We start from the raw sequence: 26202 nt of genomic DNA on the forward strand, positions 1-26202 counted from the left end.
CTCCCCAGCCTGTAAATCTGGTGCTTATTATTACCGCATTTCTCCAGCGTTATTGGTTCCTTGCAAATCAGCGTGGCTGCAAAGTATTTTAACTAATCTTTAACAATTTTTAATCTATTACGTAAACATCAGTTGATCTTATTTTATGTTTTTTTTCAAGATATCCCTTTTGTCAATATTCATTGCTTGTTTTTCCACTGTCAGGGGTGTTTCGCAGAACATAGATACGGAAATTTCAAAAGTATATAGTTTAAACAGCCTGTCCCAAAATTCGGTGCAGTGCATTTTAAAAAGTTCACAGGGGCTTATGTGGTTTGGCACACAAGATGGTTTGAACAAATACGATGGCATTCAGTACACCTATTATAAACACAAGTATAAAGATCCCCATAGCCTGCCGGCAAATAATATTCTGGCCATCAGCGAAGATAAACAGGGTGATATATGGGTAGGGACCAGAATCGGCGGATTGAGCAGGTACGAGCCGGTCAACGACCGTTTTATCAACTATTCACACGATCCAAAAAGACCTGGCTCTATCAGTAACAACAATATAACATTTATCCTGGTTGACAGGATGGATAACATTTGGGTTGCCACGGAGGATGGTCTGAACTTTTACAACAAGAAAACGCATCGGTTTAAACACTATTTTAATGATCCGAAAGACACACAAAGCATCAATAGCTCAGTTATAAACACAATTTTTGAGGATGCGTCTCACCGGATTTGGATCGGCACGCCTAAAGGGCTTGATCTTTACAATCATGAAACTGATAAGTTTATACATTACAATACAGGTGAAAAAGGCATGGACAAACTGCCCGTCAGTGCGATAGCCGAAGATAATAAGCAGCATCTGTGGTTGGCAACACATTTCGGTGTTGTTCGGTTCAACCCCGTGAAAGGTGATTTTTCAAAGCCTTACAGCAAAAAGAATTATATAAGAGAGAATGTCCCTGTATATGCTATTGCCACAGATAAAAAGGGTAAGCTTTGGCTGGGAACCAATAAAAATTTAGAATTATTTGATATTAAACATGAAGTTTTTTTGCCCATAAAGTCATCAGAAAACAGCGATTTGTCCAATGATGGTATTTATTCCTTATTCTATGATGCGCAAAAAACACTATGGATAGGAACGTCAAGCCAGGGTTTGCTTAAATACGACCAAAACCTAAATACCTTTCCAACTTATATATATTCAATTAACGGTCATCCGTCTGCAAAACATATCATTCGGGGGATCTCGGCGGACAGCAGAGATAATCTATATGTGGGCACCGATGCAGGTATGGTATTCCATGACCGGAAAGTAAATTCTCTTACCCGTTATCAGCATTCCGCCATCAATAGACGAAGTATTATTTCTGACTATACATCAGTAGTGCTAACCGATAAAGCAGATGCTTTTGTTTGGATTGGCACGTTCAGTGGCGGGCTGGACAGATATGATATAAAGAAAGGCGTGTTCAAACACTTCCTTCCAAGCATCAAATCGGAAAGCATCAGCAGCTATTCCATTTATGCATTGATAGAGGACCGCAATGGCAATATATGGATAGGCACCGATAAAGGTGGCGTAAACATTTTCGACCCGCGTACCGGACAATTCCTCAAATATAAAAAAGGCCGTGAACCAGGCAGCAGCATTAGTGATAATTCTATTGAGGCTATTTATGAGGACGAACACGGAAATATTTGGTTGGGAGGATATTCCGACGGCATCAGTATTTATCACCCCGGCACCAAAAGATTTTCCTATATCAATACCCGAAATAGTGGCTTAAACAGTGATATTATTAGTTGTTTTTATGAAGACAAAACCGGCCATATGTGGATTGGAACTATGGAAGGAGGATTAAATTGCTATGACAAGCGAACCGGAAAGATCCGGGCATATACGGAAGAAAACGGTTTTGTGAATAATACGATCAACTACATTACGGGAGATGATCACGGCTTTTTATGGCTGAGTACTTTAAAAGGCATTACCCGTTTTGACCCCCGAACCGACGCCAGCCGCGATTTTAACGAGGTCAACGGGTTGAAAACAGCCGAGTACAATTATGGCAGCGGGACAAAGCTTCATGATGGAAAAATAGCTTTCGGAAGCATTAACGGCTATACTATTATAGATCCCGATAAACTGCGGTTTAATGCAAATCCGCCGCGGGTGGTTTTCACCGGCTTTAGCTTATTCAACCGCGCTATCGATGTCCATTCGTCCAATTCACCTTTAAAACAAAATATATCAAGCACAAAACAGATAATATTAAATCACAGGCAATCTGTTTTTTCAATTGAATTTTCCGCATTGGATTTCACCGTTCCACAGGAAAATGAATATATGTATAAGCTTATCGGCTTCGATGCCGAGTGGCAGCATAATGGAAATAAACGAAGCGTGACCTATACCAATCTTGCTCCTGGTCGTTATACTTTTATCGTAAAGGCTGCTAATAACGATGGGGTTTGGAATAAAAACGGGGCGCGAATAAGTATCATTATTACGCCGCCTTACTGGATGACCTGGTGGTTTCGCACGCTGTTATTTGTACTCGCAGTCAGTGCCCTATATGGCACTTTCCAGTTTCGGTTTAGCTATATTAAACAGCAGAGAAGCTATCTGGAATTACAGGTGAAAGAAAGGACAGAACAGCTGCAAAATCAAACTGTCGATCTGCAGCAACAAGCGGAAGAATTCCAGGCATTGTCAGAAGAATTACAGGCGCAATCTGATCAATTATTGGTACAGAAAGCTCAGGAGGAAGCCGCACGTCTTGAGGCGGAGGAGGCAAAAGTAGCAGCGGATGAAGCCAACAAAGCTAAAAGTACATTTCTTGCAACGATGAGCCATGAGATCCGTACTCCCATGAATGGCGTACTCGGGATGGCCTCTTTACTTGCAGATACCAACCTGACTGCCGAACAGCAGGAGTACACTGATGCTATTTTAAGAAGTGGAGAGTCACTGCTTACCGTGATCAATGACATTCTGGATTTCTCGAAGATCGAATCAGGTAAATTAGAGCTGGACCCACAGGACTTTGAATTGCGGAAATGCATCGAAGATGTATTTGACCTATTCGCTGCAAAAGCAGCCAAATCAGGAATTAATCTTGTATATCATATAGCGGATGATGTATCCGATTACATTCACGCAGATAATTCGAGGCTTAAACAGATCTTGATCAACCTGGTGGGCAATGCTGTTAAATTCACCCAGCAGGGAGAGGTATTCGTGAAAGTTAATTCTTGTATCAGGGATGAGAATGCATATCTTAATTTTGAAGTTCATGATACCGGTATTGGTATATTTCCAGAACAGTTTGATAATCTTTTTAAGGCTTTTAACCAATTAGATTCAACGATAACACGCAAATATGGTGGTACTGGCCTTGGCCTGGTTATCAGCGAGCGTTTAGTAAAATTGATGGGAGGTAACATCACGGTAATAAGTGTACCCAATAAAGGGAGTACCTTCCGTTTTGATATTCTTTATACCAAAGGTATCCAAAAAACAAACAGCGAAACTTCCATCACATCTGTTGCCTGCGCGGGTAAAACCGTATTGGTTTGTGACCATAATGCAACCAATTTGCGAATTTTGAAGTTACAGATGGAGAAATACTCAATGAGGGTTATAGCTGCAGATACAGGTCATACTGCCATTCAGGCTTTTCGAAACAGCGGTGACATTGATCTGGTAGTTACAGATATGCAGTTGCCGGACATCGACGGCGTTACCTTAAGTAAAGTCATAAAGCAGGATCATCCTTCTTTGCCTATTATTCTGCTTAGTTCAGTCGGTAACGAAAGTGTGAAGCAGCACGCTTTTTTATTTCAGGCAATACTCGTCAAGCCGGTCAAGCAAGTTCATTTGTTCGAGACGGTAAAAATGGCTCTAAGCAACGAGCAGGCTCGTCAACACGAAAGAAGGAAGCCGGTGTTATCGGTACAGTTTGCAGCGGATAATCCGCTAAATGTGCTGGTTGCCGAGGATAACTTAATAAACCAAAAGCTAATCGTCCGGACACTTCATAAACTTGGCTATCAGCCCGCCCTGGCTAATAATGGCATAGAAGTTATGAATATGCTAGAAAAAGATAATTACGATCTTATATTGATGGATGTGCAAATGCCTCAAGTCGATGGGCTTGAAACTACCCGTCTTGTGCGGAAATATTATGGCGACAATCCCTTTGTGATCGCTATGACGGCTAACGTATTGAGCGAAGACAGGGAAGCCTGTGTAAGTGCGGGGATGGATGACTATTTATCTAAACCGATCAACCTGCCAACATTGATCAGCGTCCTTGAAAAATATAGCGCGCGGATAAAACAATATCAAAGGCGTTCCTAAATTGCCTGAACTGGCCCTGCATTTTCCTGATCAAATCGCTGCTCGACAAAATAGGTCATTGCCATTTATCAAAAGATACCGGCTGCTGGAAAATCGAAATAAATTATAACGAGATCATGGTTGATTACCATACCTACCTCAACATTGTATCAAACAAAAGCAGGCTCAATAAGCAAAAATTGTACAGCTTACGCATATTACACAAAGGGGTAATTTTCTATCGCACATTGAATACGAATGGCTGGATGCCTTACCATTTTTCGCTTTGTAGGCTCTAATTACAAAGTGAACTCTGAATGATTGTGTCGTTTTTATTATTTTCCTCCTTTTTGATGTTCAAATTGATGCAATAGACTATATAATTTGTGCATGCAAAGTGGCCTATAAATCTAAAAAAAATATCTATAATCAACTGATTTACAATACGCTAACTCAAAACTGAGCACCTAAGTTAAAAACTTAAAAGAGGTGCCCAAAGGTTTGGCTTTCTTAAGGGTTGTTGAGGAAATAATTAATGCCCCCCCTAAATAAGCTATTTAGAGGGTTTTCAATTGTAGAACTTATCCACTTTGTGCGCCCACCCGGGCTACACTCCTATCTCTATTTCGAACTGAGTTTCAATCGTTTACGAGGTTCACAAAAAGGCCTGGTGGCGGTTTTGGGGTTTCACCTCTCCGACTATACAAAAATAGTTAAGAATGAGGTATTTACCAACGTCAAAAAAACACGGTCCTTGGTTCGAGCCCAACCAAGCGGATGTACTAAATATACTACTCATATCAGCTGTAACCCCTCCTAAAAATCAGACTGCTTAAAGGACGAAAAGTCTTAATTTTAATCAGTCAAACAATGAAGAACTCTATCATTACCGAAGCGCAAATTTTAAACTGGGAGCTAACTTGTAAGGTAAATCTTAAAAAATTGTGTAGCGAGATTGGCTTTACTGCTTTTGCGTATTTCGAAGTTGGCCCAACCATTTTTAATCAAAAGCGAACGTACCGCACTGCAATAGTCTCGTTGCGGATCATTATAATACACAATTTGATTATAAGAATGCGATATATCATAGGGTGCTGTGTCGATGGTAGATCGCACACCGTTATTTAATAACATTTGGTTTATCCTTTCTGCCTTTTCTTTTAAGGCAGGCAAACAGTAAATTCTGACTGTGGCTGCTTTCAAAAGTGTTCCGAGATTGTTTTTCAATAAGACGCCGGATACATTTTCGTTGGCATTAAATATCTTGGTTTGGGATTTTAGGCTAAGGCTGTCAGGCGAAAACGCGATTGTGCTACTCACATCGATATATGCCTGGGATACTTTAGAATATGCTTTTAATAACGAGTCTTTTTTTTGAGTCAGCATGACAAGGCTGTCGTTATTCAGTCGAATTTGCCTATCGAGCGTATCCTTTTTGGCTTCTGCTATTTTTATATCAAGATCGGCTCTGGCATTCTTGATGTTGGAGAGATAACTCTGCAGACCGAAGCCGAAAACAGCAATAACTACAGTCACAATAGAGGTCCAGTGCGACAGTTTTTTATAGGAAGGTTTTTCCAGATCTTTAACATTCAATTCCAATTCGCGTACTTTCAGCTCCAGTTCACGAAGTTCAAGGTTTGGTTTGGTGTTTTCGGTCGACATGGCAAATGGTGGTTTAAGTTAAAAAACAATGCAATTTAAGTATTCAATTAATATATATCATATTGTCAATTAAACATTTACATAAAAATCCAAAAGATTTAGATCTTTTTTAAAAATGCTGTCAACTACGCAGATAGGTTGCGTCTCTGTCACTTTCTTTTACAACGTTTCTTATTGTTTTTATGCTCATTGCGTGATCAAATCACTATGGCTTTCATTTTCAATAATCAGCTGACAAACGACGATATCCTGGTTCAAGACAAAGCCCGCCACTTCGCCGATTTCTTTAAATTTACTTATACCAATTATGACCGCTTTGGTTACCTGATATGGAGAGTCAGCGGTATTTGCTCGAAAAAATTGTGTTTCGACTGCAGCACTATCCTCAGCGAATGGAAGTAGCATATAAACGATACATCAACCAACAAATCAATTTCTGGGGACCACAATCGGCCTCTTACTGGCTTACCGCATTGGTAGCGGCAGGTATTATTTTTCTGGGCGCAAGGCTTATGATCTCACCTGCTACAGGCGCTGAAGGGTTCGGTATCCCGCTGGCGCCTGCCAAAGCAGCGCTGGCCTACGGCTGGATCAAAGGGATCAGGGATATCTTTGCGGGTATCGTCGTGCTTGTTTTAATCATTTCCCGGAATGCGCGTGCTACCGCTTTTGCCTTTGGCGGCGCCATCATTATTCCGGTATCTGATGGCCTGACCGTCCTGGCTGTCAATGGCGCACAGGATGTAACGCACTTTTGATCCACGGGAGCACAGCGGTTTATATGATGATCACTACTATCTTTTTATTTAAAGCAAAATTGAGGGACTAATATCATGATCGAAGGGGTAAAATTCGGCAGGCTGATCGGTAATATCAGGGAGTTACAGTAGTGCTGGGATAAAGTGATCGAACTGCAGGAGATCCTGCTGCTGGTCGCGTTAACATGTTTAATTTTAATTAATTACGGGCCCCGATTTTTAAGAGACAATCTTAGTAATTTAGCTTAATAAAACATCAAACATGGAAAACATCAAACCTATGCCCACCACCGTAAATCCCGATGGCGGCAAAATACTCTCCGTCATGGGTGGAAATTACCGCGTGCTGGTTTCCGGCCGGCAAACCGGTGGCGCTTTCGCCACGATAGAAATGCTGGTGCCCCCGCAAAACGGGCCGGGACCTCACTCGCATGCCAACTTTTTCGAATCGTTTTATATTGTCGATGGCGAGGTGGAAGTTCATTCGGAAGCAGGCACTTATAGAGCCAAAAAAGGCGCCTGTGTGCTGATCCCAAAAGGTGGCGTAGTACATTACTTTAAAAACGTCGGCGATCAAATGGCGCAGTTACTTTGTACGGTGGTACCTGCCGGTTTGGAAGACTTTTTCGAAGAGATTGGCGAACCGGTTGCTGCCGGCGAATTTTTACCGCCTCCGTCAATGGATGCCGGGGCGCTGAAAAGAATCCAGGAAATTGCGCAAGCGCATGGGCAGGTATTGTATCCGCCGGATATCCTTCAGAAACGGCAGCGATGACCATTATTTGCTTAGACTTCTCTTACCCGCCTGTTTGCGGACGCGGCTCAGGGTTTCCCGCGTCAGCCCCAGGAAAGAGGCGATCATATATAAAGGAATGCGGTTGTAAAGGGTCGGGTACTGTTGTACGAATTTCTCATACCGGACTTCCGCCGGCTCGCTGATGTTGCTGAAGATCCTGTCCTGATGCGCCTCAAAATTCCTGGCGGTGAGCGCATCAATGATCTGCTTAAAGTTGGGCGACGCAGCGAGCAGCTCATTCCATTTTTCTTTGGAAAAGCGGATCAGTTCGCTGTCCTCCAGCGCTTCTATATAGCAATTGGAGGGCTGGCCGGACATAAAGCTGATAAAGTCGGATATCCACCAGTTCTCTATCGCAAACCGCATGATGTGTTCCTCCTGGTCCGCGCCGATCCGGAATAAACGGAAACTGCCTTTAACAACGAATCCGAGGAAATCGCTGACCTCGCCCTCTTCGAGTAAGTATTGCTGTTTCCGGACCCTTTTCGGTACGGCGGCCTGGGCAACCAATTCCAGGTCTTCCGGCGTCAGTTGTCCTTTTTCATGAAGATAGTCTATGAGCGCTTCCAGCATTCGAACGGCTTTTTTTAACAAAGCTATTCAAAAGGCGTCAGATTAGGCTACCGGGAACCGGATATGGTGTTAAAATGACATCATTTCATTTCCGTAACGCTTTCAATAAGTACAGGCGGCGGCATTGTTGACTGCCGCCCGTAACCCGATCATTTCATCAGGCTGATGTTCGTCATACCACCATCGGAGATCAGTTCCGTGCCGACAATGAATGCGGAATCATCCGAGGCCAGGAAAGCGGCAGCTTTGCCCATATCCACCGGTGATCCCATCCGGCCTACCGGTATGATATCGACCCACATTTGTTTAACTCCAGCGAGGCGTTCTTCCGGTACGATCTTGCCGAATACAGGGGTATCTATGGAACCGGGTGAGAGCGTGTTCACCCTGATCCTTCTTGACAGCAGGTCGAGCGACAGGCCTTTAGCCAGCGAGATCACGGCGGCTTTAGCAGCGGCATAAATAGTCATGCCAGGTGCCGCACGGTGTGCAGCGGTAGAGCCGATCAGGATGATCGACGCGCCATCATTCAGGTAAGGCAACGCTTTCTTTACAGAGAAGTAGGCGCTTTTCAGGTTCAGGTCCATATACAAGTCGTAGTTTTCTTCGGTCACCTCATCGATGCCCGCCATCGGCTGACCGTCAACAATGCCGCCGGCATTCACGACCAGCGTATCAATTTTCCCGAACCGTTCGGCAGTTACCCGGTAGATGTTTTCCAGGTCGCTGAGATTGGTTACGTCGCCTTTGATACCGATGAAATTTTTCCCCAGTTCTTTGACCGCGCTGTCAAGCGTCACTTGATTTCTTCCGGTGATCGCACCCTGGGCACCTTCATTCTTCAATGCTTCGGCGACGCCGAAGCCTATTCCGCTGTTACCCCCGGTAACCACGGCCACTTTGCTTTTTAACTTCATGTTATATTAAATATGACGCAAAGTTGGCTTGTCCCGGTAAAGAGAAAGAGGACATTTATCTATAAAGCAGTGTGACAAATGTCAATAAATGCACCGCCAGGTAGGGCGCTCTTTACAATCTTCAGTTAAAAACAGCGGTCTTGAGCAAATGCGCTGAAACAATTTGTTAAGTTTCCGGCTTCGGGATTGGCTTATACCTGAATGCCGAGATCATCCATCTCCATAATGGCCCACACCTGGACAGAAAGTGAGCCGGGAAAAGGTTCGACCTTTTATTTCAGCTTGCCGCGGCAGGAGGAACTTCGCAACCCTAACGCACCAGTTGCAGCGTGGCCGGGTCTTTATGACCGTCAAAAAACTTTTTCAATACGGCATCGAATACTGACTCGTTACCTTCAACCAAGGCAAACAAGGTCATACTCGAACGTAATTTGAGGTCGTCGGGGCTGCCCATGAGCTGCGTAGCATTGTTAGTATCCAAGTCCAATAGTGCGGCGGTAATTTCTTTCAGGCGCTTGCCCAGTATAGGATGGGCCAGGTAATCAGCCGCTTCTGCGAGATCTTTGATGGCATAACATTTAGCCATATCGCTATAACCCAGCCCGGCAATCTGCGGGAAAATATACCACATCCAGTGACTGCGTTTGCGGCCGGCCTTGATCTCGGTCAACGCGATCTCATAATCGCCCTGCTGGGCATGGAGAAAACGGTTCAGGTCACTCATTCCTTTTCGTCCTTTGGCACCTCGTCCGGGTGTTCTTCGAAATGTTTACGCGCGTGCGACAATCCGGTGGCGATGGCTTCGCCTTCATTACCGGTCGATTTTAAAACCTCGTTCGCGATCTCGACCGCCTTGTCGCGCAGGTATTTGGGTTGGTTCTTATAGGATGGCGGGTAATCGCCGTTGTACCAGGGCATCGTTCCTCCTTTTTTAGGAATAACACTCCAATTTGGGTTTGGTTTAAACGGAGGCGAAACAGCCGGTAATGCTGCCATCGGCCAGTTGGAGGTAACAAAAGGAAAAACCCGTGCAGGGATCGGTGGTCCGCTCGATCATTTTTGCCCCCTGGGCTTCGGCCAGTTTAATCGCCTGCTCCAGGTCAGCGACCTTAAAAGCGATTATCGGCTGTTTGGTACTGGCCAGGTAAGTGGGTGCCTGCGCACCACAACCGCATAATTGCAGCATTACCCCGGGAGCGGCTTTCAGCACACGTGTACCGGGTTCGCTGAAAACCTGCCGGTCGGCAAAGAGCTGTCCGGCCCAATCTCCCAGCGGGTGGTAGCCGAACAGTGTAATGATGATATGGATCTCTTTTTTGGCTTTCACGCTTAGATCTGGGCCAGCCCGCCGTCTACGAATAACTCGACACCGGTAATGTAGGTGGAATCGCTGGAAGCCAGGAACAGCGCGGTGGAAGCGATCTCTTCGGAGGTACCGAAGCGTCCCATCGGAATCTTCTCAATGAAGATGTCGCGGGTTTCCTGCGGTACGCCGTCAAAGGTTGCGGTGTCGATAGAACCCGGGCTGATCACGTTCACACGGATCTTGCGGGGCTGCAGTTCCAGCGTCCAGGTACGGGCGAAAGAACGGATAGCGGCTTTACTGGCGCTATAGATACCCATCCCTGGCAGGCCTTTAACTGAAGCAATGGAACCGGTCATGATCACCGAGGCGCCATCACTTAATAAAGGCAGGGCTTTCTGCACGGTAAAAATCGTGCCCTTCACATTCACATCGAACACGCGGGTGTACTCCTCCGGGGTAATAGTGTCAATGCCGATACCCCAATGACCGATGCCGGCGCTGGCGTACAATATATCGATATGGCCTTTTTCTTTTTTTACGGTTTCGAACAGGCGGTCCAAATCTTCCAGGTTACCGGAATCGCCCTGCACGCCGGTTACGCTATGGCCGATCTCTTTGACTGCGGCATCGAGTTGCTCCTGGCGGCGGCCGGTGATGTAGACATAAGCGCCTTCGGCTACAAATAGTTTGGCGGTGGCTAAGGCCATGCCGCTGGTTGCGCCGGTGATCACGGCGACTTTATTGGCTAATTTCTGTGACATGATATTTCGTTTTTGTTGAAACAAAATTGCGCAGAGAAGCAGCCCCCTGACGATGAGGTTTGTCAAGAAATTAATTGACAAATGTCAAGTAATCAGCGCTTGTTACGCAGGCGGCTCAGGGTTTCAGGTTTGATGCCCAGGTAAGAGGCGATCATGGATTGCGGCGCGCGCAGGGCGAAGTCGGGGTAACGTTGTACGAAGTTGTGGTATTTTTCCTCGGCGGTACTGCTGATGGCTTCGTGAATGCGGTTCTGAGAAGTAATAAAACTCTTGTTGAGGATATCGTTAATCATTTTGCTGAAGGCCGGCAGCTTTTCCATCAGCCTGTCCATATCGGCCTTGCTCCAGAGCAATACTTCCGAATCTTCAATGGCGTCGATGTTGAATTTACTCGGCGTACCGGTGAGCAGGCTTTCCCGGTCGCTGATCCACCATTCCTCGCGGGCGAAGCGGATGATATGTTCGTTGCCTTTATCATCGACCGAATAGGTGCGCATCAATCCCTTGGTGATAAAGCAATGGTCTTTGCAAACGTCACCTTCCTGCAGCAGGTATTGGTGCTTGCGGAGCTTTTTGACACGCGCAGCCGATCCCAGCACGGCGAACTCATCATCGCTGACGGCGGCATGACGCAGGACATAGGCCTTAAAGATTTCAAACACTTGGCAGAGATTAGGCTGCTAAAATAGTAAATTCCGGAAAATGTAAAGACGAATTCGGATGGCTTTAGGGGAATAGAGAACGGATATGATGATCCGTTCTCCATTCTGCAGCTATAACGCGATACTCTCCAGCCCTTTTTGCAAAGCGGCCTCCGCCTGGCCGGGATAGGCAGAACCTTCGACCCGGAAGACGCGGAGGTTGGTCATGCCCAAAAAACCCAGTAAACCTTTCAGGTAGGTCGAAACAAAATCCATGGCCTGGTAGGGCCCGCTGGAATAAATGCCGCCCGAAGCCATGGCGACATAAACGGTCTTATCCTTGACCAGTCCTTCGGCTCCGGCTTCACTATATTTAAAAGTTATCCCGGCGCGGGAGATATGGTCCACCCAGGCTTTTAATACCGAAGGGATACCAAAGTTCCACAAAGGCGCGCCGATCACGATCACGTCCGCGGCCAGCAATTCGGCAATGGCTTCGTCGGAATGTTGTAAGGCGGCTTTGGTCGCCGGGGTTTGCGCTGCCGGTGGGGTATAAAATGCGGCCAATGTCGCTTCTTCCAAATGCGGAAAAGGTTTTTTGGTCAGGTCCCTGACCTCAACCGTGCTGCCCGGGTTCGCAGCTTGAACCTGCTCAACGACTGCGTTACCGAGTTTGATGCTGAAGGAGTTTTCGCCCTTTGGGCTCGAAATGATGTGCAATATCTTTTTCATGTCTGGTATTTTTAGTCCGGACAAACGTAAATACACTGGCTTTCAAAAAGATAGTACTATCCCAAAGGATACCGGTATCCTTTGGGATACTCCTTACCTTTGGCTTTATGGAAAAAGACTTGACGAATGGGCTTGGGGAAGACCATCCCTGTGCCTCGAATGCCTGTACGGAGGGTGTCAACGGGATCAGAGACGCTTTATATGTACTCAATGGCAAATGGAAACTGCCCTTATTATTCGCGCTGACCCAGGGGCCGGCACGCTTTAAGGATATCCAGCGCGCCCTGGGCGACATCACACCGAAGATCTTGTCGAAGGAATTAAAGGAACTGGAGCTGAATGAATTTGTGGTGCGGAGTGTGTTCCCGACAGTTCCGCCTACGGTCACCTATGAGGTAACGGATTACAGCCGCTCTTTACAACAAGTATTGCATGAGTTGAAGGTTTGGGGCATCAATCATCGGCAGCGCATCGTCGCCAGCCGGAAAAGTAAATGAGGTTTTTTTCTGAGTATCCTCAGAGCAACACCGACAACCTTGCTAAATAAGCGATTGAACTATTGGGCATCTTCAAATCCTAAAGCTGCTACTATTTCGTTTACAGAAAGGTCACGCTGATAGAGCAAGGGCCGGGCTCGCCGCATCAGTTCCTGTTGAATATAATAAGTCACCGGAAATCCAGTGACCGCCCTCAGGGTATCAACCAGATGCGCAGCCTTGATATACATTTTTGCGGGCAACTGAAATACTCGAAACTTGATCAACAGGCTTGTGCATCCGCAATCGTCCAATAAACTTTTCAAGCAACGCACCACGGCCTCACCGGTGTAGTACCGGCGCTATCAATTACGTGAGAATTGAAATTATCGGGCCATATTACAGATTTTTTTCTTTACGCATCATGCTAAGAAAAACGGCAGTAATACCAAGGTAGCTGGCAATGTGTTTTTGATTTATACGCTGTTCAAGTCCTGGATAATGCCGTCGAAATTCCAGATAACGTTGTTCAGCCGTTAAAGAAAGATTAGATGTCACTCTGCGCTGGAACATATCGAACCCGTTCTGCGTAAGTATGCGAAAAAATCGTTCAAGCTTTGGTATACGCGTAAAGAGGTTTTCCAGGTCTGGTAAAGTGAAATAAAGCAGTTCCGAATCCTCTAACGCCTGTATGGTATGTGTAGCAGGTTTGGCCTTGAAAAAACTGACGATATCGCATGCCCACCAGTTCTCCGGATAAAAACAGAGGTTATGTTCGTTGCTGTCCATATCAGTATGGTACATACGCAGACAACCCTGGTCAACAAAGTAAATGTGTCGTTCCGTTTCCCCGGGTCGTACAAGCACGGTCCGTTTCGTAACATTTTTCCGCTGCATTAAAGCAAGTACCTGCTCCTCTTCGTCAGGAGCAAGTACCACATGCAAAGCGAAATTGCGCAGGATCAGTTGAGACATAGCACAAGTATAACCTTTAAAAGTCAATTTGCCGGGTCATGATCAGTTTTAGTTCCGCCGTACCTGCGATGCGGAGCGGGTTGGCGATCGTTTGATATATCTCACTTTGTGCAATGGTCATGAACGCTTCTGCACTGGGATATTCTACCAAAACAACCTCGTCCCATTGGTCGTTCTCATTAGCAATGATGTTTGCCACTACTTCGCTAACGAACTTAACATTTACGCCTTCGATGCCCAACTGTTTGACCACTTGACCGAATGCAGGTATATACTCGTCAAAATAAACTTTCTTGTCTTTGAACCTAACCAGGTTCAGCATCAGCACAGGTCCCTGACCTGTTTTGATATCGGGAAATTTGATGTCTTCCATCCCTCAAAGGTCGTACACCTGTGCTAAAAAAAAGTTCAGGTAGTTGAAGAGTTTGAGAAATCACAGACCATCTTTCAATTAAATGAAGCCCTGAATTCCAGTGGCGACCGCTTCGTTTTGCTTTTAAATAACTTGCTGAACGATTGGGAATGCTCAAACCCTAAACTGTAGGCGATCTCACTCACAGATAACGTTGTCGTCGACAATTTCTCCTTGGCCTTCTCTATCAGTTTTTCGTGAATGATCTGTTGGTTGTCTGCCCGGTTAATTGTTTCAATAAGGTGCGCAGATATTTTGAGGAAATATTCAGCGTCTCAGCCAGGTATTGTACGGTCGGCGCGCTTTTGGAAAGTAAAGTTTCCTTGTTAGGTATTCGCTCAATATGATCTTCAACCTTTTCAGTATCTTATGATTGGTTATTTTACGGGTAATGAACTGGCGCTGGTAAAACCAGCTCGGCGTAGTTCAGCAGTATTTCCAGGTTCGCAATGATTATATCCTGGCTGAACTTATCGATGTTGGAATGATATTCATTTAACGCCAACCAATTTGCCTTTCAGGCTGTAGGTGTTACCATCTTGTATGATCTTCAAATAATTCAGTCGTGAGGCGGGTCAAAAAGCTGCCCAGCCCTTTCCAGTTTAATGCGGACTTCCACCATCTCCATTTAATGCATAATACAAGCCACCCTCGCTGGCACTTGCTCCCAACCCTTAGTATAAGCACTTGTTTGTTCTTCTATTTGACGGAAAAATTTTCCCTTGGGCCAAATAAAAAAAGCCGCCTGTTCGGGTGGCTTGGTAATCAGTTTAGTTCGTTTTTTACCGGCTTTTTGCACTATCCGCAAACGCATAAGGATTATGCTGCTTAGGGTCTTTCTTATGCAACAGGTGGTAGGCGGCGTGCTGTTTGTGCATGGGCTGTAAAGACTATACTTAGCAATAATAGCAGGGTAAGGTTTTTCATAATATTTTACTGGATTAACATATCAATTTGCCTTGCTCATGCATGGCACACTCTAATATCTGCGCTACTCGTATAGAGGTATTGAGTATGCCGCTTCTACAGCAATAGCTTGTCGGTTATAAAAGCTATCCTATTCACTTCGTAAACTGTCAACTGGATTTACTACTGCCGCTTTGATGGCCCGAAAACTTACAGTAGCCAGGGCTATAAGAAGCACTGCTATAGTTGGCAGCAAGAATAAAAAGAAGCTGATCGAGATCCGGTAGGGATAGCCTTGCAGCCATGTCGTTGTTGCCCACCAGCCTGCCGGCATCGCTATAGCGGCCGATGCTAACGTCAAAATCGCAAAGTCGGCGGCGAGCTTTCGTACTATATCTTCAACACTGGCGCCTAAAACCTTGCGAATACCGATTTCCTTTTTTCGCCGCTCTGTGGACAAGGTCGCCAACCCAAAGAGGCCTATACAAGATATAAATATGGTGAGTGCAGCAGCAAATGCAATGATATGCTTCCATTTTGCTTCTTTGTCGTACTGTTCGGTAAGTTCAGCGTCTTTGAATTTATACTGATAAGGAATTAAGGGAAAATCTGCTTTGAATTCTTTTTGTATACGCTCTAATACCTCAGCCTTATGTTGAGGTGCAATTCGTACAAATATGTTACCCCAGGGATAATCAGGCTTCATACTGTACAAAACCGGTGATAGTTTTTCCGTAAGTGACAAGTAATGATAGTCCCTGACCACGCCGATTACCGTATACTTTCTTTGATCGTGAAAAAAGTCGACCGTTTGTCCTATCGGATCCTTCCAGCCCGCTTGTTTGACAAATTCCTCGCTGACCAGCACCGAATGCGCACTGTCAGCAGGCATCGCTTTCGAAAAATTACGGCCTTTTATAATCGGCACCTGGAAAAGTGGTAAATAATCTTCATCGATCTTTTGCACATCAAAACCAAATACCCGCGAGCCGTTGATATACCCTTCCGTTCCCCAACGCCCGCCCTGATCAGCAGTAACACCCTGAACATTGAAGACTTCTGCCAATTCAGTTTTGAACAAAGTAAATTTGTCCTTGCTGATATTAAAGACGCGTATAGATATCACATTTTGGGGATTATAGCCCAAGTCGAAATGCATCAGGTAATTGAACTGTGCATAAATGGTAAATGTGGCGATGATCAGGAAGGTAGCCAGCGTGAATTGGAAGATCACCAGTCCTTTCGATAAATAGCTTTTACCAGCGTAGGCTGTCCGGTTATACAGTGTTTGCACGGGGTTAAAGCCTGACAACACCAATGCAGGGTAAAAACCGGCCAGGAATCCAGTCAGGAAAAATATACTTATATAATCGACCACCAGTTTCCAGCTAAACAGGTAGGAAAGTGCAAGCTCCTTATTGATCAGTGTATTAAAAAACGGCAATGCAAGTTGAGCCAAAAGTACGGCCACCAAGAAGGCTATAAAGCTCAGAACGAAAGATTCGCCAAGAAACTGTATGATCAAATGCATACGCCGCCCCCCGAATACCTTGCGGACGCCAATCTCTTTCGCCCGCCTGAGGGAATGTGCAACCGTGAGATTAACAAAGTTAATGCAGGCGATCGCAAGAATAAATAAGGCGATCGCTGTCAGAATAAAGGAATACGTCGGATTACTGGCACCTGCAAGACCGTTATCGGCCGGATAATCTGTGCTGGTATGCAAGCTCAAAAACGGTTGCAGGCCGTAGGTCATCTTATCCTTATTCGCCGTTGTCCTGAGCTCGCTTTCCGCATCACTCAGGTACAACCGGTTTATTTTCTCGTTTAACCGGTAAATGTCCGTGCCCGGTTTTATGACCAGGATGGTATTTTGAAAAAAGTTAAGCCAGCCATCCCTCACAGTCCTGGATGCCTGCGGCAATAGCATCTGGATTTTGACGGAAGAATTTTGCGGCGATTTTTTTGCCACGGCAGTTACCGTGAATGGCTGAAATACGTTGTGTAGCTTTAGCTCAAGTATCTTTCCCACCGGATCTCCGGGCCCGAAGTATTTTTCTGCCGTTTCTTCCGAAAGGACTACAGCGTGCGGATCACTCAATGCATATTGTTGCTTGCCATATTTTAAAGGAAAAGTAAATACAGAGAAAAAATTGCTGTCAACATAAAGTGCCGGCTGGTCAAATACCTCATTATTCCGTTTGACGGTAAAATCAGTCCCATAGATACGGATAAACGCCTGCACTTCGGGTAACTGGCTTTTGAATGCCGGTCCCTGGACATCGCCTGTGCCAGAAAATTTGTGGATTTGGCCATCCGGACTCTTAGCGTCTATTGTCAGGCGATAAATTTCAGCAGCATGTACGTTAAATCTGTCATAACTGACCTCGTCCATGTTGAATAGGAAGATCAGCATACAAGAGGCTAAACCGACGCTCAGGCCGGCAATGTTGATTATACTGTAGGTCTTATTGCGCCAAAGGTTCCGGAAGGCGGTGACAAAATAATTCTTGATCATGATAATTCAATTCATAGTGAGATGTTTGCTACTCAGCGCTTATGATGTCAAAACTATATCACAGCGAAGTAAACGTAGTCCCAACTTATTAATTGGCACCCATCTTTGAAGCCTGTAAGCGAACAGTGCGCCGTCCGCTTTCATTACAAGGACGGCCTTTACCTTTTCCAGTAGTTTGATTACCAGATAAATGCTAAATTGGAACAATCATTGATAAACGTTTCCTGTTGAACACGCAACTATTTCATATCAGCTTATATGACCTGACCTCATTGGGAACACTGTTCGCAGGTATGGCGGTTGCGCTGCTGTTAGGGTTGGCTGAAAGGCCTGCAAAAAAGGCCAACTTATATTTGAGTTTGGCCCTGGTGGTAACGGCATCGCATACCGCCGGTATGACCTCATTTCTATTACCAGCACTGGGCCCGTTATTATTTTTCTATGTACGGCAGGTTACCCGGCCAGAACACCGGTTCGTTCTGAACGATATGTTATTTCTTTGCCCCTTACTGGTATCATACTGGATGCCGGTCTGGGTAATCTTGATTTCGGTCATCATTTATCTATACCTGGCGCATCGGCTAATTCAGAACTTTTATGACAAGCTTCAGCCCGTGTTGATGGACAGGTCGCGTTTTGCCTTTCGGCGGCTTAACCGCACTTTGCTGTTGCTTGGTTTGCTTTGCCTGTTATCCTGCTTCATTAACAGCCTCCTTTTTGCAATCGCTTTTCTATTAATGATGCAGGCGTCTGAACGGTTGATTCAACCGGATCATGATGTGCAGCTGATTAGTGCAAACAATGAAAGCATCAATGCCAAGGAAAAAGGGCGACGGTTAAAGGAAGCGGTTGCGGCAGGCCGCTTTTATACCAATCCCGATCTCACACTGGCTACGCTTGCTGTGAAACTGGCGATTCACCCGCACGAGCTTTCGAAGATCATGAATTTGGGATTGAAGAAGAACTTCAGTGATTTTATCAATGAGTTCCGAGTTCGCGAAGTCATAGGTAAAATGCGTGACCCGGCTTATGATCACCTTAACTTATTAGGCATCGCCTATGAATCAGGCTTTAATTCTAAAACAACTTTTAACCGTGTTTTCAGGGAGCTCACCGGCAAGACACCTTTGGAATATAAAAAAGACGTACCAATTCATAAGTTGGCACTTCATCCGGCTTCACAAGCTGCAATATTGCGTCAAAAAATACCAAAACGCAAATTTATGCTCAGGAATTATTTGAAGATCGCTTACCGCCAGCTACTCAGGCAAAAAATGTATGCAACCGTAAAGATCGGGGGCCTTGCCCTGGGGATCGCCGCTTGTTTTCTCATCGGGTTGTATATTCATAACGAAATGACTTTTGACCGGTTTTACCCGGGTGCCGACCGGATTTTCCGGGTAGTAGGCGACGGCGAAATGAGCCGTGGACTGGCATGGCCTGCACCCATGTCAAAAGCGATACAACAAGACTTTCCAGAAGTTGAATATGCCGGCCGCATGCGGCTGGTTAACTCCTACCTTGGCCATGCCGAATTGCGGCCTGAAGAAGAGTTGCAGAACACTTACGAGCAAGGTATTATTTACATTGATCAGTCCTTTTTTAGCGCATTTAAGCTGCCCATGGTGTACGGGGATGGCGCTACCGCGTTGAAGGAGCCGCGAACTATGGTGATTAGTAAAGCTATTGCTGACAAGTATTATCGCGGCCGGAACCCGCTTGGCCGGGTCATGTATCTGGACAATGACCGGTCGCATCCTTATCGCATCGGCGGTGTGATGTCCGATATTCCCGCAAATTCCCATTTACACCCGTTCCACTTTTTTATTACCCTCTCCGGTATGGAATTTGGGGCCGGTGAACAAAACAGCTGGCGCTGGTTCAACTATGTCCAATACATTAAACTGAAGGCCGGCACCAATGTAGCAGCGTTTGAAGAAAAACTCAATACCGGCCTGCGAAAAAATTATTGGATGCCTGAAGCTGGCAAAGGAGGCGCGCAAGACCCTAAAAAAGAAGCGGAGAAGTTCCATGTTTACCTGCAGCCTGTGCCCGATATTAACCTCTACTCAACCAATTTTCCGGATGGATTGACCAACGGCGATATACGGTTTGTCTGGCTGTTTGGTGCGATCGCGCTATTTATCCTTATTATTGCCTGTATCAATTTTATCAATCTTTCAACTGCCAAATCGGCTAACCGTGCTAAAGAGGTCGGGTTACGCAAAGTGGTAGGGTCGCACAGAAGCAGTTTGATCGCGCAGTTTTTGACCGAATCCCTCATCTACAGCTTTATCTCGTTCATTCTAGGTATTATGGTAGCCTGGCTGCTTTTGCCTTATTTCAATACGATGGCTGCAAGGTCGCTGGCCATGCCGTGGCTGGAATGGTGGTTTGTTCCGGTTATCCTGCTTTCTACCCTCGTTGTTGGCACGCTGGCGGGTTTATATCCTGCTTTTTATCTTTCGGGCTTCAAGCCGGGGCAGGTATTAAAAGGGACGCTCAGTACCGGCAGCAAAAGCGCTATGCTACGCAACGGTTTAGTCGTGTTCCAGTTCGCAGCTTCCATTATTTTGATCATCAGTACGATAGTTATTTACAACCAGATGCATTTTATACTGAGCCGTAAGGTTGGTTTTGATAAAGAGCAGGTGCTGGTATTACAAGGCACTAATACGCTGGGGGACCAGACTATTAAAAGCTTTAAAACCGAATTGACAAAACTGGCCGATGTTAAAAGCGCGTCCATCAGCGATTACCTGCCAATTAACGGCACCGCGCGTAACGGAAATGCTTTTTTTAAAGAAGGTCGTGAAAAAATTGATCCCGCCGTTTTGGGCCAGATCTGGCAGGTGGACGATACTTACCTCAGGACCTTAGGTATTAAGTTGGTTGAAGGGAGAGATTTCTCTATTGAGATGGCTGATGATACGGCGGGAAAGAGTATGATAATTAATCAAAGCATGGCCAAAGCGCTTGGCTTGAAACATCCGGTTGGAGCTCGTATCAGCGACAACGGTATATTTACCGTGATTGGTGTCATGCAAGATTTTAATTATGAGTCGATGCGTGACCAGATTGGCGCGGTGGCGCTTCACTATGGCTTGAGCAGCTCCATGATGACCGTAAAGCTTCGCGGCAGCAGCATACAAAATGCGATTGCAAACGTGTCTGCGTTATGGAAAAAATATTCGCCCGATCAACCTATACGTTATACCTTCCTGGATGAGGACTTTGCAAACATGTATGCTGACGTGACCCGTACGGGTAAAATATTTACCAGCTTTGCTGTTCTGGCTATTATTATTGCCTGCCTCGGCTTATTTGCTCTTTCGGCTTTTCTGGCTGAGCAGCGCAGCAAAGAAATTGGCATCCGTAAGGTGTTAGGCGCCAGTGTGCGGGGAATAACTACGTTGTTATCGCTGGATTTTGTTAAGTTGGTTGCAGTGGCAATTTTAATAGCGTCGCCTTTTGCCTGGTGGGCCATGCACAAATGGCTGCGGAGTTTTGCTTATAGGGTTGCCATCAGTTGGTGGATGTTCGTCCTGGCGGGTCTCGTCGCTATTTTGATCGCCTTGATAACCGTTAGCTTCCAGTCAATCAAAGCCGCATTGGCAAACCCAGTAAAAAGTTTGCGGAGCGAGTAATGTATGATAATTTATTCAAATTCAACTTGTCTAGCCATCCAATACTATATACTACATGATTTCATCCCTATTAATGTTGACGCCAAAACATACGTCTACATTAGATTTATAATAATTATACCATGAAGAATGACGAAATTCTACAGCGACGGCTCATGTATACGTTTGAAGTATAGCAAGCAGTTCCTTTAATTGCGGAAGCGCACCTGCTTGCAAGCCGGGCGGAAACTGAACAAGGATGCAACCTTGCCGAGCCTCGGACAAATGAACAGCTTCCATAAACCGAAGTATATCTTCAGTACGAAATAGCAGGTTTTTCTGGTGTGTGATCTGCCTCCATAATTTGAACGTAAATCTAAAGCTAGGAGGCACTTCCATGGCCCATCGGGACACCGTCTTTGCTTGCGGGATTTTATAGAATGAACTGTTGATCTCAATGCTATTTTCCCTGAAGCGCGTAATAACTCAAGAGGGACAAGTGGCTGTACTCCGGCGGAAAACCACGTTTGGGCTGATTGATCTGCAGGCCGCTGGTACCCATATAGAAGTCACTCTTCATTAATCCAGAATAATATACCAATGGTTTTCATCATCCAGCGCATAGCTCAGGCCATCGCTCATTTCATACACATCGCGACCGTGTTTTTCGCTAAAGTAATTTTTCTCGTCACGGATGACAGTTCCATTGTTCTCTATACGCAGGAAAAATAATAATGCACCAATATTAGGCGCCACATCCCTAAGATGCCCTACCTTTCCTTCTTTGACAAAGGCGGAGCTCATGCCTGTTTGAGTTTAGCTTCCATGCTCCGGGTAGTGTGCGGTACGGCGCCCAGGCGTTCTTTTGGTGTCAGCTTACTGGTCGAGCGGCAAATGCCATAGGTCTTATTTTCAATACGTGTCATGGCGCTATCATTATCACATTGCTTACATTAAGTTATCAGAGTATAAAAACAGCTTTAATAAACCCGGTAAAAAGCCTCAGGAGCGAGTAAAAGGGTAATAATATTTTAAGAAAGTTTGATATCCACTTTTTTCCCGGTTTTAACTGCAAGGTATATCGCGTCAATAATCTTCAGATCTTTTACAGCCTCTTCACCGTCAACCGGTACAATGGGTTTCTTATTTTCAAAAATAATGCCCGCCATCTCGTCCATTTGTACAGTTTGGTGGGTAGTAATAGGTTGGGTCAGTTCACCTTTATGTGTGCGACCTTGTATAGGGCCATAGCCTGTAGAAGGCTGTAATTCCGCAAAGCCTTTGCCACCGTCAAGGAAAAAACGGTCGAGATTGTTCATGTTATAGGTTGACAGGCATGATGCCACCGCGCCACTCGGGAAACCAAACTGGAACTGAATGGTTTCATCAACGCCTTCTTTAAATTTCTCATGATCGGTTTTAGTTTCCTGCGCGGTAACCCATATAGGCTCCTCGCCTGTCATATAACGCGAACCGTTTATGGCATAAATGCCAATATCCATTATGGCGCCGCCGCCCGCCAGTTGCTTGTTTAGCCGCCATTGGGTTGGGTCGCCAATAGTAAAGCCGCATTGCCCCTGAAAAAACATGATCTTGCCAAACTCGCCGGCTTGCCTCATCCGGATAACCTCTAGCGTTTTGGGTTCAAAGTGCATGCGGTAGCCAACCAGCAGTTTTACACCTGCCTTTTTACAAGCATCAACCATTTCCTGCCCCTGTTGAGCATTTACCGACATTGGTTTTTCGCTGATGGCGTGTTTGCCGGCTTTGGCTATGCGTATTACCTGGTCATGATGCAGGCCATTAGGGGTTATCACATATACCGCGTCAATATCAGGGTTGTTTTTAATGTTATCAAAGTTTTCATAATTGTAGCAGTTCTTCTCGGGGATACCATATTTGCTTTGCCAGGCTTTAACCTTTGACGGTGTACCGCTTATTACACCAACCAGCTTTGCTTTTGTACATGATTGCATGGCTTCTGCAACACGGGTTCCGTAGCTCCCAAGGCCCATAATAGCTACGCGCAATACTTTGCCATCATAAGTTTTTTCGTTGTTGGTTGTGTTGTTTGCCCACCCTACAAGTGGTGCCAGGTGAAGGGCTAAGGCCGACACACCTATTTTCTGTAAAAAGTCGCGACGTGAATTCATAGGTAAGTTTTTTGGTTTTGAATACAATTTACACATTTCTTCAGGACTGCTTAATTTCCGGTGATATTTTTTGTAATTCGCAACTCATGCATTAAACCGAAAACGAACATCCCCTGTATCGGAACCGAACAATTAATTGGGGTTATTTGTTTATAAGCATTTGATTTTTAATTGTTTAAATATGTGGCATTTTCTTGGCTGTTGTAGTATTAAATACCTTTAATTCATTTAATCAGGCAACATTAAACTATAAAGGCATGTTAAAAACCTACTTTAAAATAGCGTACAGGAATTTAATAAAGCATAAGGCTTATTCCATCATTAATATATCGGGTTTAGCAATAGGCATGGCTGCCAGCATACTGATACTACTTTGGGTGCAGAATGAATTAAGTTATGATAAGTTTCATAAAAATGCCGGTCAGATTTATCGTATCACGGCTGATGCAAGTGGTTTTAAAGCTGCGGTGAACACCGCGGCTATGCCTGCCGCTCTAAAGCAATTAATGCCCGAAGTAAAAAACACAGTGAGACTGAGCCATCAATCTACCGTTTTACTTGAGGCGGGTATCCGGAAATTCGAGGAAAAAAATGTGTTTTATGCCGATTCCTCATTTCTCCAGGTATTCTCGTTTCCACTGATTAGTGGCGACCGTTCTACAGCGTTAAACCGTGTTGACGGCATTCTGATTACGCAGGATATGGCAAAAAAATATTTCGGCGATGAGAATGCGATTGGTAAGGTGCTGCGTAAAGATAATGGCGACAATGTTGTGGTTACCGGCGTTATGGCCAATATACCATCAAACTCCCACCTTCAGTTTGATTTTATTTTACCGATGGCCGCCCTGGCAAAAACAAATAGCGATTTAAAGACAAATGCCTGGGGTAATTTTAACTTTTATAGTTACTTGCTGTTAGATAAGAACTTTATATCAACCCCGGCCGCCTTGTCAAAGCTTGGCCGGCGGATTGACAACATATACAAACCACACCAACCTGATTTTAAAATAGCTTTTCAACTGCAGCCGTTAACCAAAATTCACCTTGATCCTGTTTTGCAGGTTGACCTGCCCGGGCACGGAAATTCGCAGTATGTTACCATATTTTTTATAGTGGCTGTTTTAATATTGATAGTAGCCTGTATCAACTTTATGAACCTGGCTACCGCACGTTCTGCGCGGAGGGCCAGGGAAATTGGCCTGCGTAAGGTGGCAGGCGCTATACGCGGGCAGCTGATTATCCAATTTTTGGGCGAATCGTTACTTATCTCATTTTTCGCTTTACTGCTGGCGTTGGCGGTAGTGTGGTTGTGTTTGCCATTGTTTAATGACCTGGCCAATAAAAAACTTGCAATCGACTTTTCAGATGGCAGGCTTTGGTTAAGCCTGCTGGGCATTGCATTGTTAACTGGTCTCATCTCAGGCAGTTATCCAGCATTATTTCTATCGGGTTTTAACCCGGTTAAGGTGCTTAAGGGTAATATGAAATCAATGGGTGGTAATTTAATTTTCCGTAACGGGCTGGTGGTTACGCAATTTATTGTTTCCATACTGTTACTTGTTGGTACAGTTACCATTTACAACCAGCTTAAGTTTATAAAAAACAGAAACCCCGGTTTTGTAAAGGACAACCTGCTGTATATGCCCATGACAGGCGATATGTGGAGTAAACAGCAAGCCCTGAAAACCGAACTGAAAGCAAACCCTCTTACCAGTAATTTTGCAATTATTTCTGACCTGCCCACTAACCTTATCAGCGGAACCATAAATATAAACTGGAAGGGGAAGGATCCGCGTTCGCAGGTGGTGATACCGTCTATAGATGTGAATGAAGATTTTATCAAGGTTTTTAAAATAAAGGTATTGAAAGGACGTGGGTTTTCAACTTTGTTCACAGCAGATTCAAATAACTTTGTGATTAATGAAAAGATGCTTGCCGTTATGGGAATGGATGCCAATGCAGCCGTAGGAAAGGCTTTGGAATTTCAGGGTAACAAGGGCACTATAATTGGTGTGGTCAAAGATTTTAACTTTAAACCAATACAGCAATCTATTGAACCACTGGTTTTACGCTTTAACAAATATGGCGGAATTGTAATAGTACGCACAAATCCGGGAAATACCGAGCAAACCATTACGGCATTAGAGAAAATAAGTAAGCAACTCAATCCAGCCTATCCGTTTAAATATGATTTTCTTGATCAGGATCTGGCTAATCTTTACAAAGGAGAGCAGCAAATGGGCAGTATCTTTAATTTATTTGCATGCCTGGCCATCTTTATTTCATGCCTTGGCTTATATGGCCTGTCGGCCTTTATGGCCGAACAGCGCACCAAAGAGATTGGTGTACGCAAGGTATTAGGGGCCTCGATATTTAACCTTGTTTATTTATTATCGGCAGGTATCACCAGGTTAATAGTAATAGCCATAGTTATTGCCGTGCCGCTTTCATGGTATGCTGTTAACAGTTGGTTGAGTGGGTTCGCTTATCACATTGATGCAGGCTGGGTTGTTTTCCTGGTAGCATCTGTAGCGGCCCTGTTGATTGCCTGGATAACGGTTAGTTATGAATCACTCAAAGCAGCCATTGTTAGCCCCATTAAAAGTCTGAGAACCGAATAACATGATTTAATAATCCTT

Annotated in this window: 22 protein-coding genes and 2 pseudogenes; 6 read left to right on the forward strand and 18 right to left on the reverse strand. The window is 45.0% G+C overall.

From position 1 onward, the window contains the following. The first annotated feature begins 145 nt into the window (after window positions 1–145). A complete protein-coding gene (locus J2W55_RS19645) occupies window positions 146–4366 on the forward strand; it encodes a hybrid sensor histidine kinase/response regulator (protein WP_310099753.1) in 4221 nt (1406 codons plus the stop codon). Between the two features lie 894 nt (window positions 4367–5260). On the opposite strand, the gene J2W55_RS19650 is transcribed toward J2W55_RS19645, so the two are convergent. Next, entirely contained in the window at window positions 5261–6010 is a 750-nt protein-coding gene (locus J2W55_RS19650; protein ID WP_310099755.1) for a hypothetical protein, read from the reverse strand. Between the two features lie 392 nt (window positions 6011–6402). Between J2W55_RS19650 and J2W55_RS19655 the strand changes: the two genes are divergently transcribed. Both J2W55_RS19655 and J2W55_RS19660 read left to right on the forward strand, forming a co-directional pair. Next, entirely contained in the window at window positions 6403–6768 is a 366-nt protein-coding gene (locus J2W55_RS19655; RefSeq protein ID WP_310099758.1) for a DUF4267 domain-containing protein, read from the forward strand. 262 nt (window positions 6769–7030) lie between these two features. Further along, window positions 7031–7543, forward strand: a complete 513-nt coding sequence (locus tag J2W55_RS19660) for a cupin domain-containing protein (protein WP_310099761.1) — start codon at window positions 7031–7033, stop codon at window positions 7541–7543. Window positions 7544–7546: 3 nt separating this feature from the next. On the opposite strand, the gene J2W55_RS19665 is transcribed toward J2W55_RS19660, so the two are convergent. The 8 genes from J2W55_RS19665 to J2W55_RS19700 all read right to left on the reverse strand — a co-directional run bounded on the left by J2W55_RS19665 (window position 7547) and on the right by J2W55_RS19700 (window position 12494). Next, a complete protein-coding gene (locus J2W55_RS19665) occupies window positions 7547–8137 on the reverse strand; it encodes a Crp/Fnr family transcriptional regulator (RefSeq protein ID WP_310099764.1) in 591 nt (196 codons plus the stop codon). Between the two features lie 149 nt (window positions 8138–8286). Next, a complete protein-coding gene (locus tag J2W55_RS19670) occupies window positions 8287–9054 on the reverse strand; it encodes an SDR family oxidoreductase (protein ID WP_310099768.1) in 768 nt (255 codons plus the stop codon). A gap of 310 nt (window positions 9055–9364) precedes the next feature. Beyond that, window positions 9365–9778 carry a DUF1810 domain-containing protein gene (locus J2W55_RS19675; RefSeq protein WP_310099770.1) on the reverse strand — a complete coding sequence of 138 codons (414 nt, stop codon included), beginning with the start codon at window positions 9776–9778 and terminating at the stop codon, window positions 9365–9367. After that, window positions 9775–10050 (reverse strand): DUF2188 domain-containing protein, encoded by a 276-nt coding sequence (locus tag J2W55_RS19680; protein ID WP_310099772.1) that lies wholly within the window; start codon window positions 10048–10050, stop codon window positions 9775–9777. The genes J2W55_RS19675 and J2W55_RS19680 overlap by 4 nt, the downstream gene beginning before the upstream one ends. Continuing rightward, complete coding sequence (locus J2W55_RS19685; protein ID WP_310099774.1) at window positions 10016–10381, reverse strand: hypothetical protein; 366 nt, start codon at window positions 10379–10381, stop codon at window positions 10016–10018. The genes J2W55_RS19680 and J2W55_RS19685 overlap by 35 nt, the downstream gene beginning before the upstream one ends. A 2-nt stretch (window positions 10382–10383) precedes the next feature. After that, a complete protein-coding gene (locus J2W55_RS19690; RefSeq protein WP_310099776.1) occupies window positions 10384–11121 on the reverse strand; it encodes an SDR family NAD(P)-dependent oxidoreductase in 738 nt (245 codons plus the stop codon). Window positions 11122–11213: 92 nt separating this feature from the next. After that, window positions 11214–11783: a Crp/Fnr family transcriptional regulator gene (locus J2W55_RS19695; RefSeq protein WP_310099778.1), complete on the reverse strand. Its 570-nt coding sequence runs from the start codon at window positions 11781–11783 to the stop codon at window positions 11214–11216. Window positions 11784–11894: 111 nt separating this feature from the next. After that, window positions 11895–12494, reverse strand: coding sequence for an FMN-dependent NADH-azoreductase (locus tag J2W55_RS19700; RefSeq protein ID WP_310099781.1), 600 nt, complete (start codon window positions 12492–12494; stop codon window positions 11895–11897). Between the two features lie 107 nt (window positions 12495–12601). Between J2W55_RS19700 and J2W55_RS19705 the strand changes: the two genes are divergently transcribed. Beyond that, a complete protein-coding gene (locus tag J2W55_RS19705) occupies window positions 12602–12991 on the forward strand; it encodes a winged helix-turn-helix transcriptional regulator (protein ID WP_310099784.1) in 390 nt (129 codons plus the stop codon). Between the two features lie 59 nt (window positions 12992–13050). Here the strand turns inward: J2W55_RS19705 and J2W55_RS25805 are convergent, their stop codons facing one another. From J2W55_RS25805 to J2W55_RS19725, 5 genes and pseudogenes are all read right to left on the reverse strand, one after another. Then, window positions 13051–13221 (reverse strand): helix-turn-helix domain-containing protein, encoded by a 171-nt coding sequence (locus J2W55_RS25805; RefSeq protein ID WP_374726381.1) that lies wholly within the window; start codon window positions 13219–13221, stop codon window positions 13051–13053. A gap of 148 nt (window positions 13222–13369) precedes the next feature. Further along, window positions 13370–13945, reverse strand: a complete 576-nt coding sequence (locus J2W55_RS19710; protein WP_310099787.1) for a Crp/Fnr family transcriptional regulator — start codon at window positions 13943–13945, stop codon at window positions 13370–13372. 16 nt (window positions 13946–13961) lie between these two features. Then, the gene (locus tag J2W55_RS19715) at window positions 13962–14318 is read right to left on the reverse strand and encodes a DUF1330 domain-containing protein (protein ID WP_310099789.1); all 357 of its coding nucleotides are present in this window, start codon (window positions 14316–14318) and stop codon (window positions 13962–13964) included. 74 nt (window positions 14319–14392) lie between these two features. Next, window positions 14393–14850 (reverse strand): annotated as a pseudogene (locus J2W55_RS19720) (helix-turn-helix domain-containing protein); the annotation flags it as partial. A gap of 564 nt (window positions 14851–15414) precedes the next feature. Then, window positions 15415–17781: an ABC transporter permease gene (locus J2W55_RS19725; RefSeq protein WP_310099792.1), complete on the reverse strand. Its 2367-nt coding sequence runs from the start codon at window positions 17779–17781 to the stop codon at window positions 15415–15417. Between the two features lie 227 nt (window positions 17782–18008). Between J2W55_RS19725 and J2W55_RS19730 the strand changes: the two genes are divergently transcribed. Beyond that, the gene (locus J2W55_RS19730; RefSeq protein WP_310099794.1) at window positions 18009–21428 is read left to right on the forward strand and encodes an ABC transporter permease; all 3420 of its coding nucleotides are present in this window, start codon (window positions 18009–18011) and stop codon (window positions 21426–21428) included. A 153-nt stretch (window positions 21429–21581) separates the two neighbouring features. On the opposite strand, the gene J2W55_RS25810 is transcribed toward J2W55_RS19730, so the two are convergent. The 4 genes and pseudogenes from J2W55_RS25810 to J2W55_RS19745 form a co-directional block, all read right to left on the reverse strand. Then, window positions 21582–21821, reverse strand: a complete 240-nt coding sequence (locus J2W55_RS25810) for a DUF72 domain-containing protein (RefSeq protein WP_374726376.1) — start codon at window positions 21819–21821, stop codon at window positions 21582–21584. 165 nt (window positions 21822–21986) lie between these two features. Further along, window positions 21987–22211 carry a hypothetical protein gene (locus J2W55_RS19735; protein WP_310099796.1) on the reverse strand — a complete coding sequence of 75 codons (225 nt, stop codon included), beginning with the start codon at window positions 22209–22211 and terminating at the stop codon, window positions 21987–21989. Continuing rightward, window positions 22208–22342, reverse strand: a pseudogene (locus J2W55_RS19740) (TraR/DksA family transcriptional regulator); the annotation flags it as partial. The pseudogene J2W55_RS19740 and the gene J2W55_RS19735, both read right to left, overlap by 4 nt. A 96-nt stretch (window positions 22343–22438) precedes the next feature. After that, window positions 22439–23560 (reverse strand): Gfo/Idh/MocA family protein, encoded by a 1122-nt coding sequence (locus J2W55_RS19745; RefSeq protein WP_310099799.1) that lies wholly within the window; start codon window positions 23558–23560, stop codon window positions 22439–22441. A gap of 257 nt (window positions 23561–23817) precedes the next feature. Between J2W55_RS19745 and J2W55_RS19750 the strand changes: the two genes are divergently transcribed. Next, window positions 23818–26184: an ABC transporter permease gene (locus J2W55_RS19750; protein WP_310099801.1), complete on the forward strand. Its 2367-nt coding sequence runs from the start codon at window positions 23818–23820 to the stop codon at window positions 26182–26184. Window positions 26185–26202: the final 18 nt, after the last annotated feature.

The organism is Mucilaginibacter pocheonensis (genome assembly GCF_031456535.1).
Taxonomy (GTDB): domain Bacteria; phylum Bacteroidota; class Bacteroidia; order Sphingobacteriales; family Sphingobacteriaceae; genus Mucilaginibacter; species Mucilaginibacter pocheonensis.

Coding starts and splice junctions, on each gene's coding strand:
- J2W55_RS19745 (WP_310099799.1), bottom strand. CDS start 23,560: ATGAATTCACGTCGCGACTTTTTACAGAAAATAGGTGTGTCGGCCTTA.
- J2W55_RS19650 (WP_310099755.1), bottom strand. CDS start 6,010: ATGTCGACCGAAAACACCAAACCAAACCTTGAACTTCGTGAACTGGAG.
- J2W55_RS19715 (WP_310099789.1), bottom strand. CDS start 14,318: ATGGAAGACATCAAATTTCCCGATATCAAAACAGGTCAGGGACCTGTG.
- J2W55_RS19670 (WP_310099768.1), bottom strand. CDS start 9,054: ATGAAGTTAAAAAGCAAAGTGGCCGTGGTTACCGGGGGTAACAGCGGA.
- J2W55_RS19680 (WP_310099772.1), bottom strand. CDS start 10,050: ATGGCAGCATTACCGGCTGTTTCGCCTCCGTTTAAACCAAACCCAAAT.
- J2W55_RS19705 (WP_310099784.1), top strand. CDS start 12,602: ATGGAAAAAGACTTGACGAATGGGCTTGGGGAAGACCATCCCTGTGCC.
- J2W55_RS19660 (WP_310099761.1), top strand. CDS start 7,031: ATGGAAAACATCAAACCTATGCCCACCACCGTAAATCCCGATGGCGGC.
- J2W55_RS19690 (WP_310099776.1), bottom strand. CDS start 11,121: ATGTCACAGAAATTAGCCAATAAAGTCGCCGTGATCACCGGCGCAACC.
- J2W55_RS19700 (WP_310099781.1), bottom strand. CDS start 12,494: ATGAAAAAGATATTGCACATCATTTCGAGCCCAAAGGGCGAAAACTCC.
- J2W55_RS19735 (WP_310099796.1), bottom strand. CDS start 22,211: ATGAGCTCCGCCTTTGTCAAAGAAGGAAAGGTAGGGCATCTTAGGGAT.
- J2W55_RS19675 (WP_310099770.1), bottom strand. CDS start 9,778: ATGAGTGACCTGAACCGTTTTCTCCATGCCCAGCAGGGCGATTATGAG.
- J2W55_RS19655 (WP_310099758.1), top strand. CDS start 6,403: ATGGAAGTAGCATATAAACGATACATCAACCAACAAATCAATTTCTGG.
- J2W55_RS19665 (WP_310099764.1), bottom strand. CDS start 8,137: ATGCTGGAAGCGCTCATAGACTATCTTCATGAAAAAGGACAACTGACG.
- J2W55_RS19645 (WP_310099753.1), top strand. CDS start 146: ATGTTTTTTTTCAAGATATCCCTTTTGTCAATATTCATTGCTTGTTTT.
- J2W55_RS19725 (WP_310099792.1), bottom strand. CDS start 17,781: ATGATCAAGAATTATTTTGTCACCGCCTTCCGGAACCTTTGGCGCAAT.
- J2W55_RS19750 (WP_310099801.1), top strand. CDS start 23,818: ATGTTAAAAACCTACTTTAAAATAGCGTACAGGAATTTAATAAAGCAT.
- J2W55_RS25805 (WP_374726381.1), bottom strand. CDS start 13,221: ATGTATATCAAGGCTGCGCATCTGGTTGATACCCTGAGGGCGGTCACT.
- J2W55_RS19710 (WP_310099787.1), bottom strand. CDS start 13,945: ATGTCTCAACTGATCCTGCGCAATTTCGCTTTGCATGTGGTACTTGCT.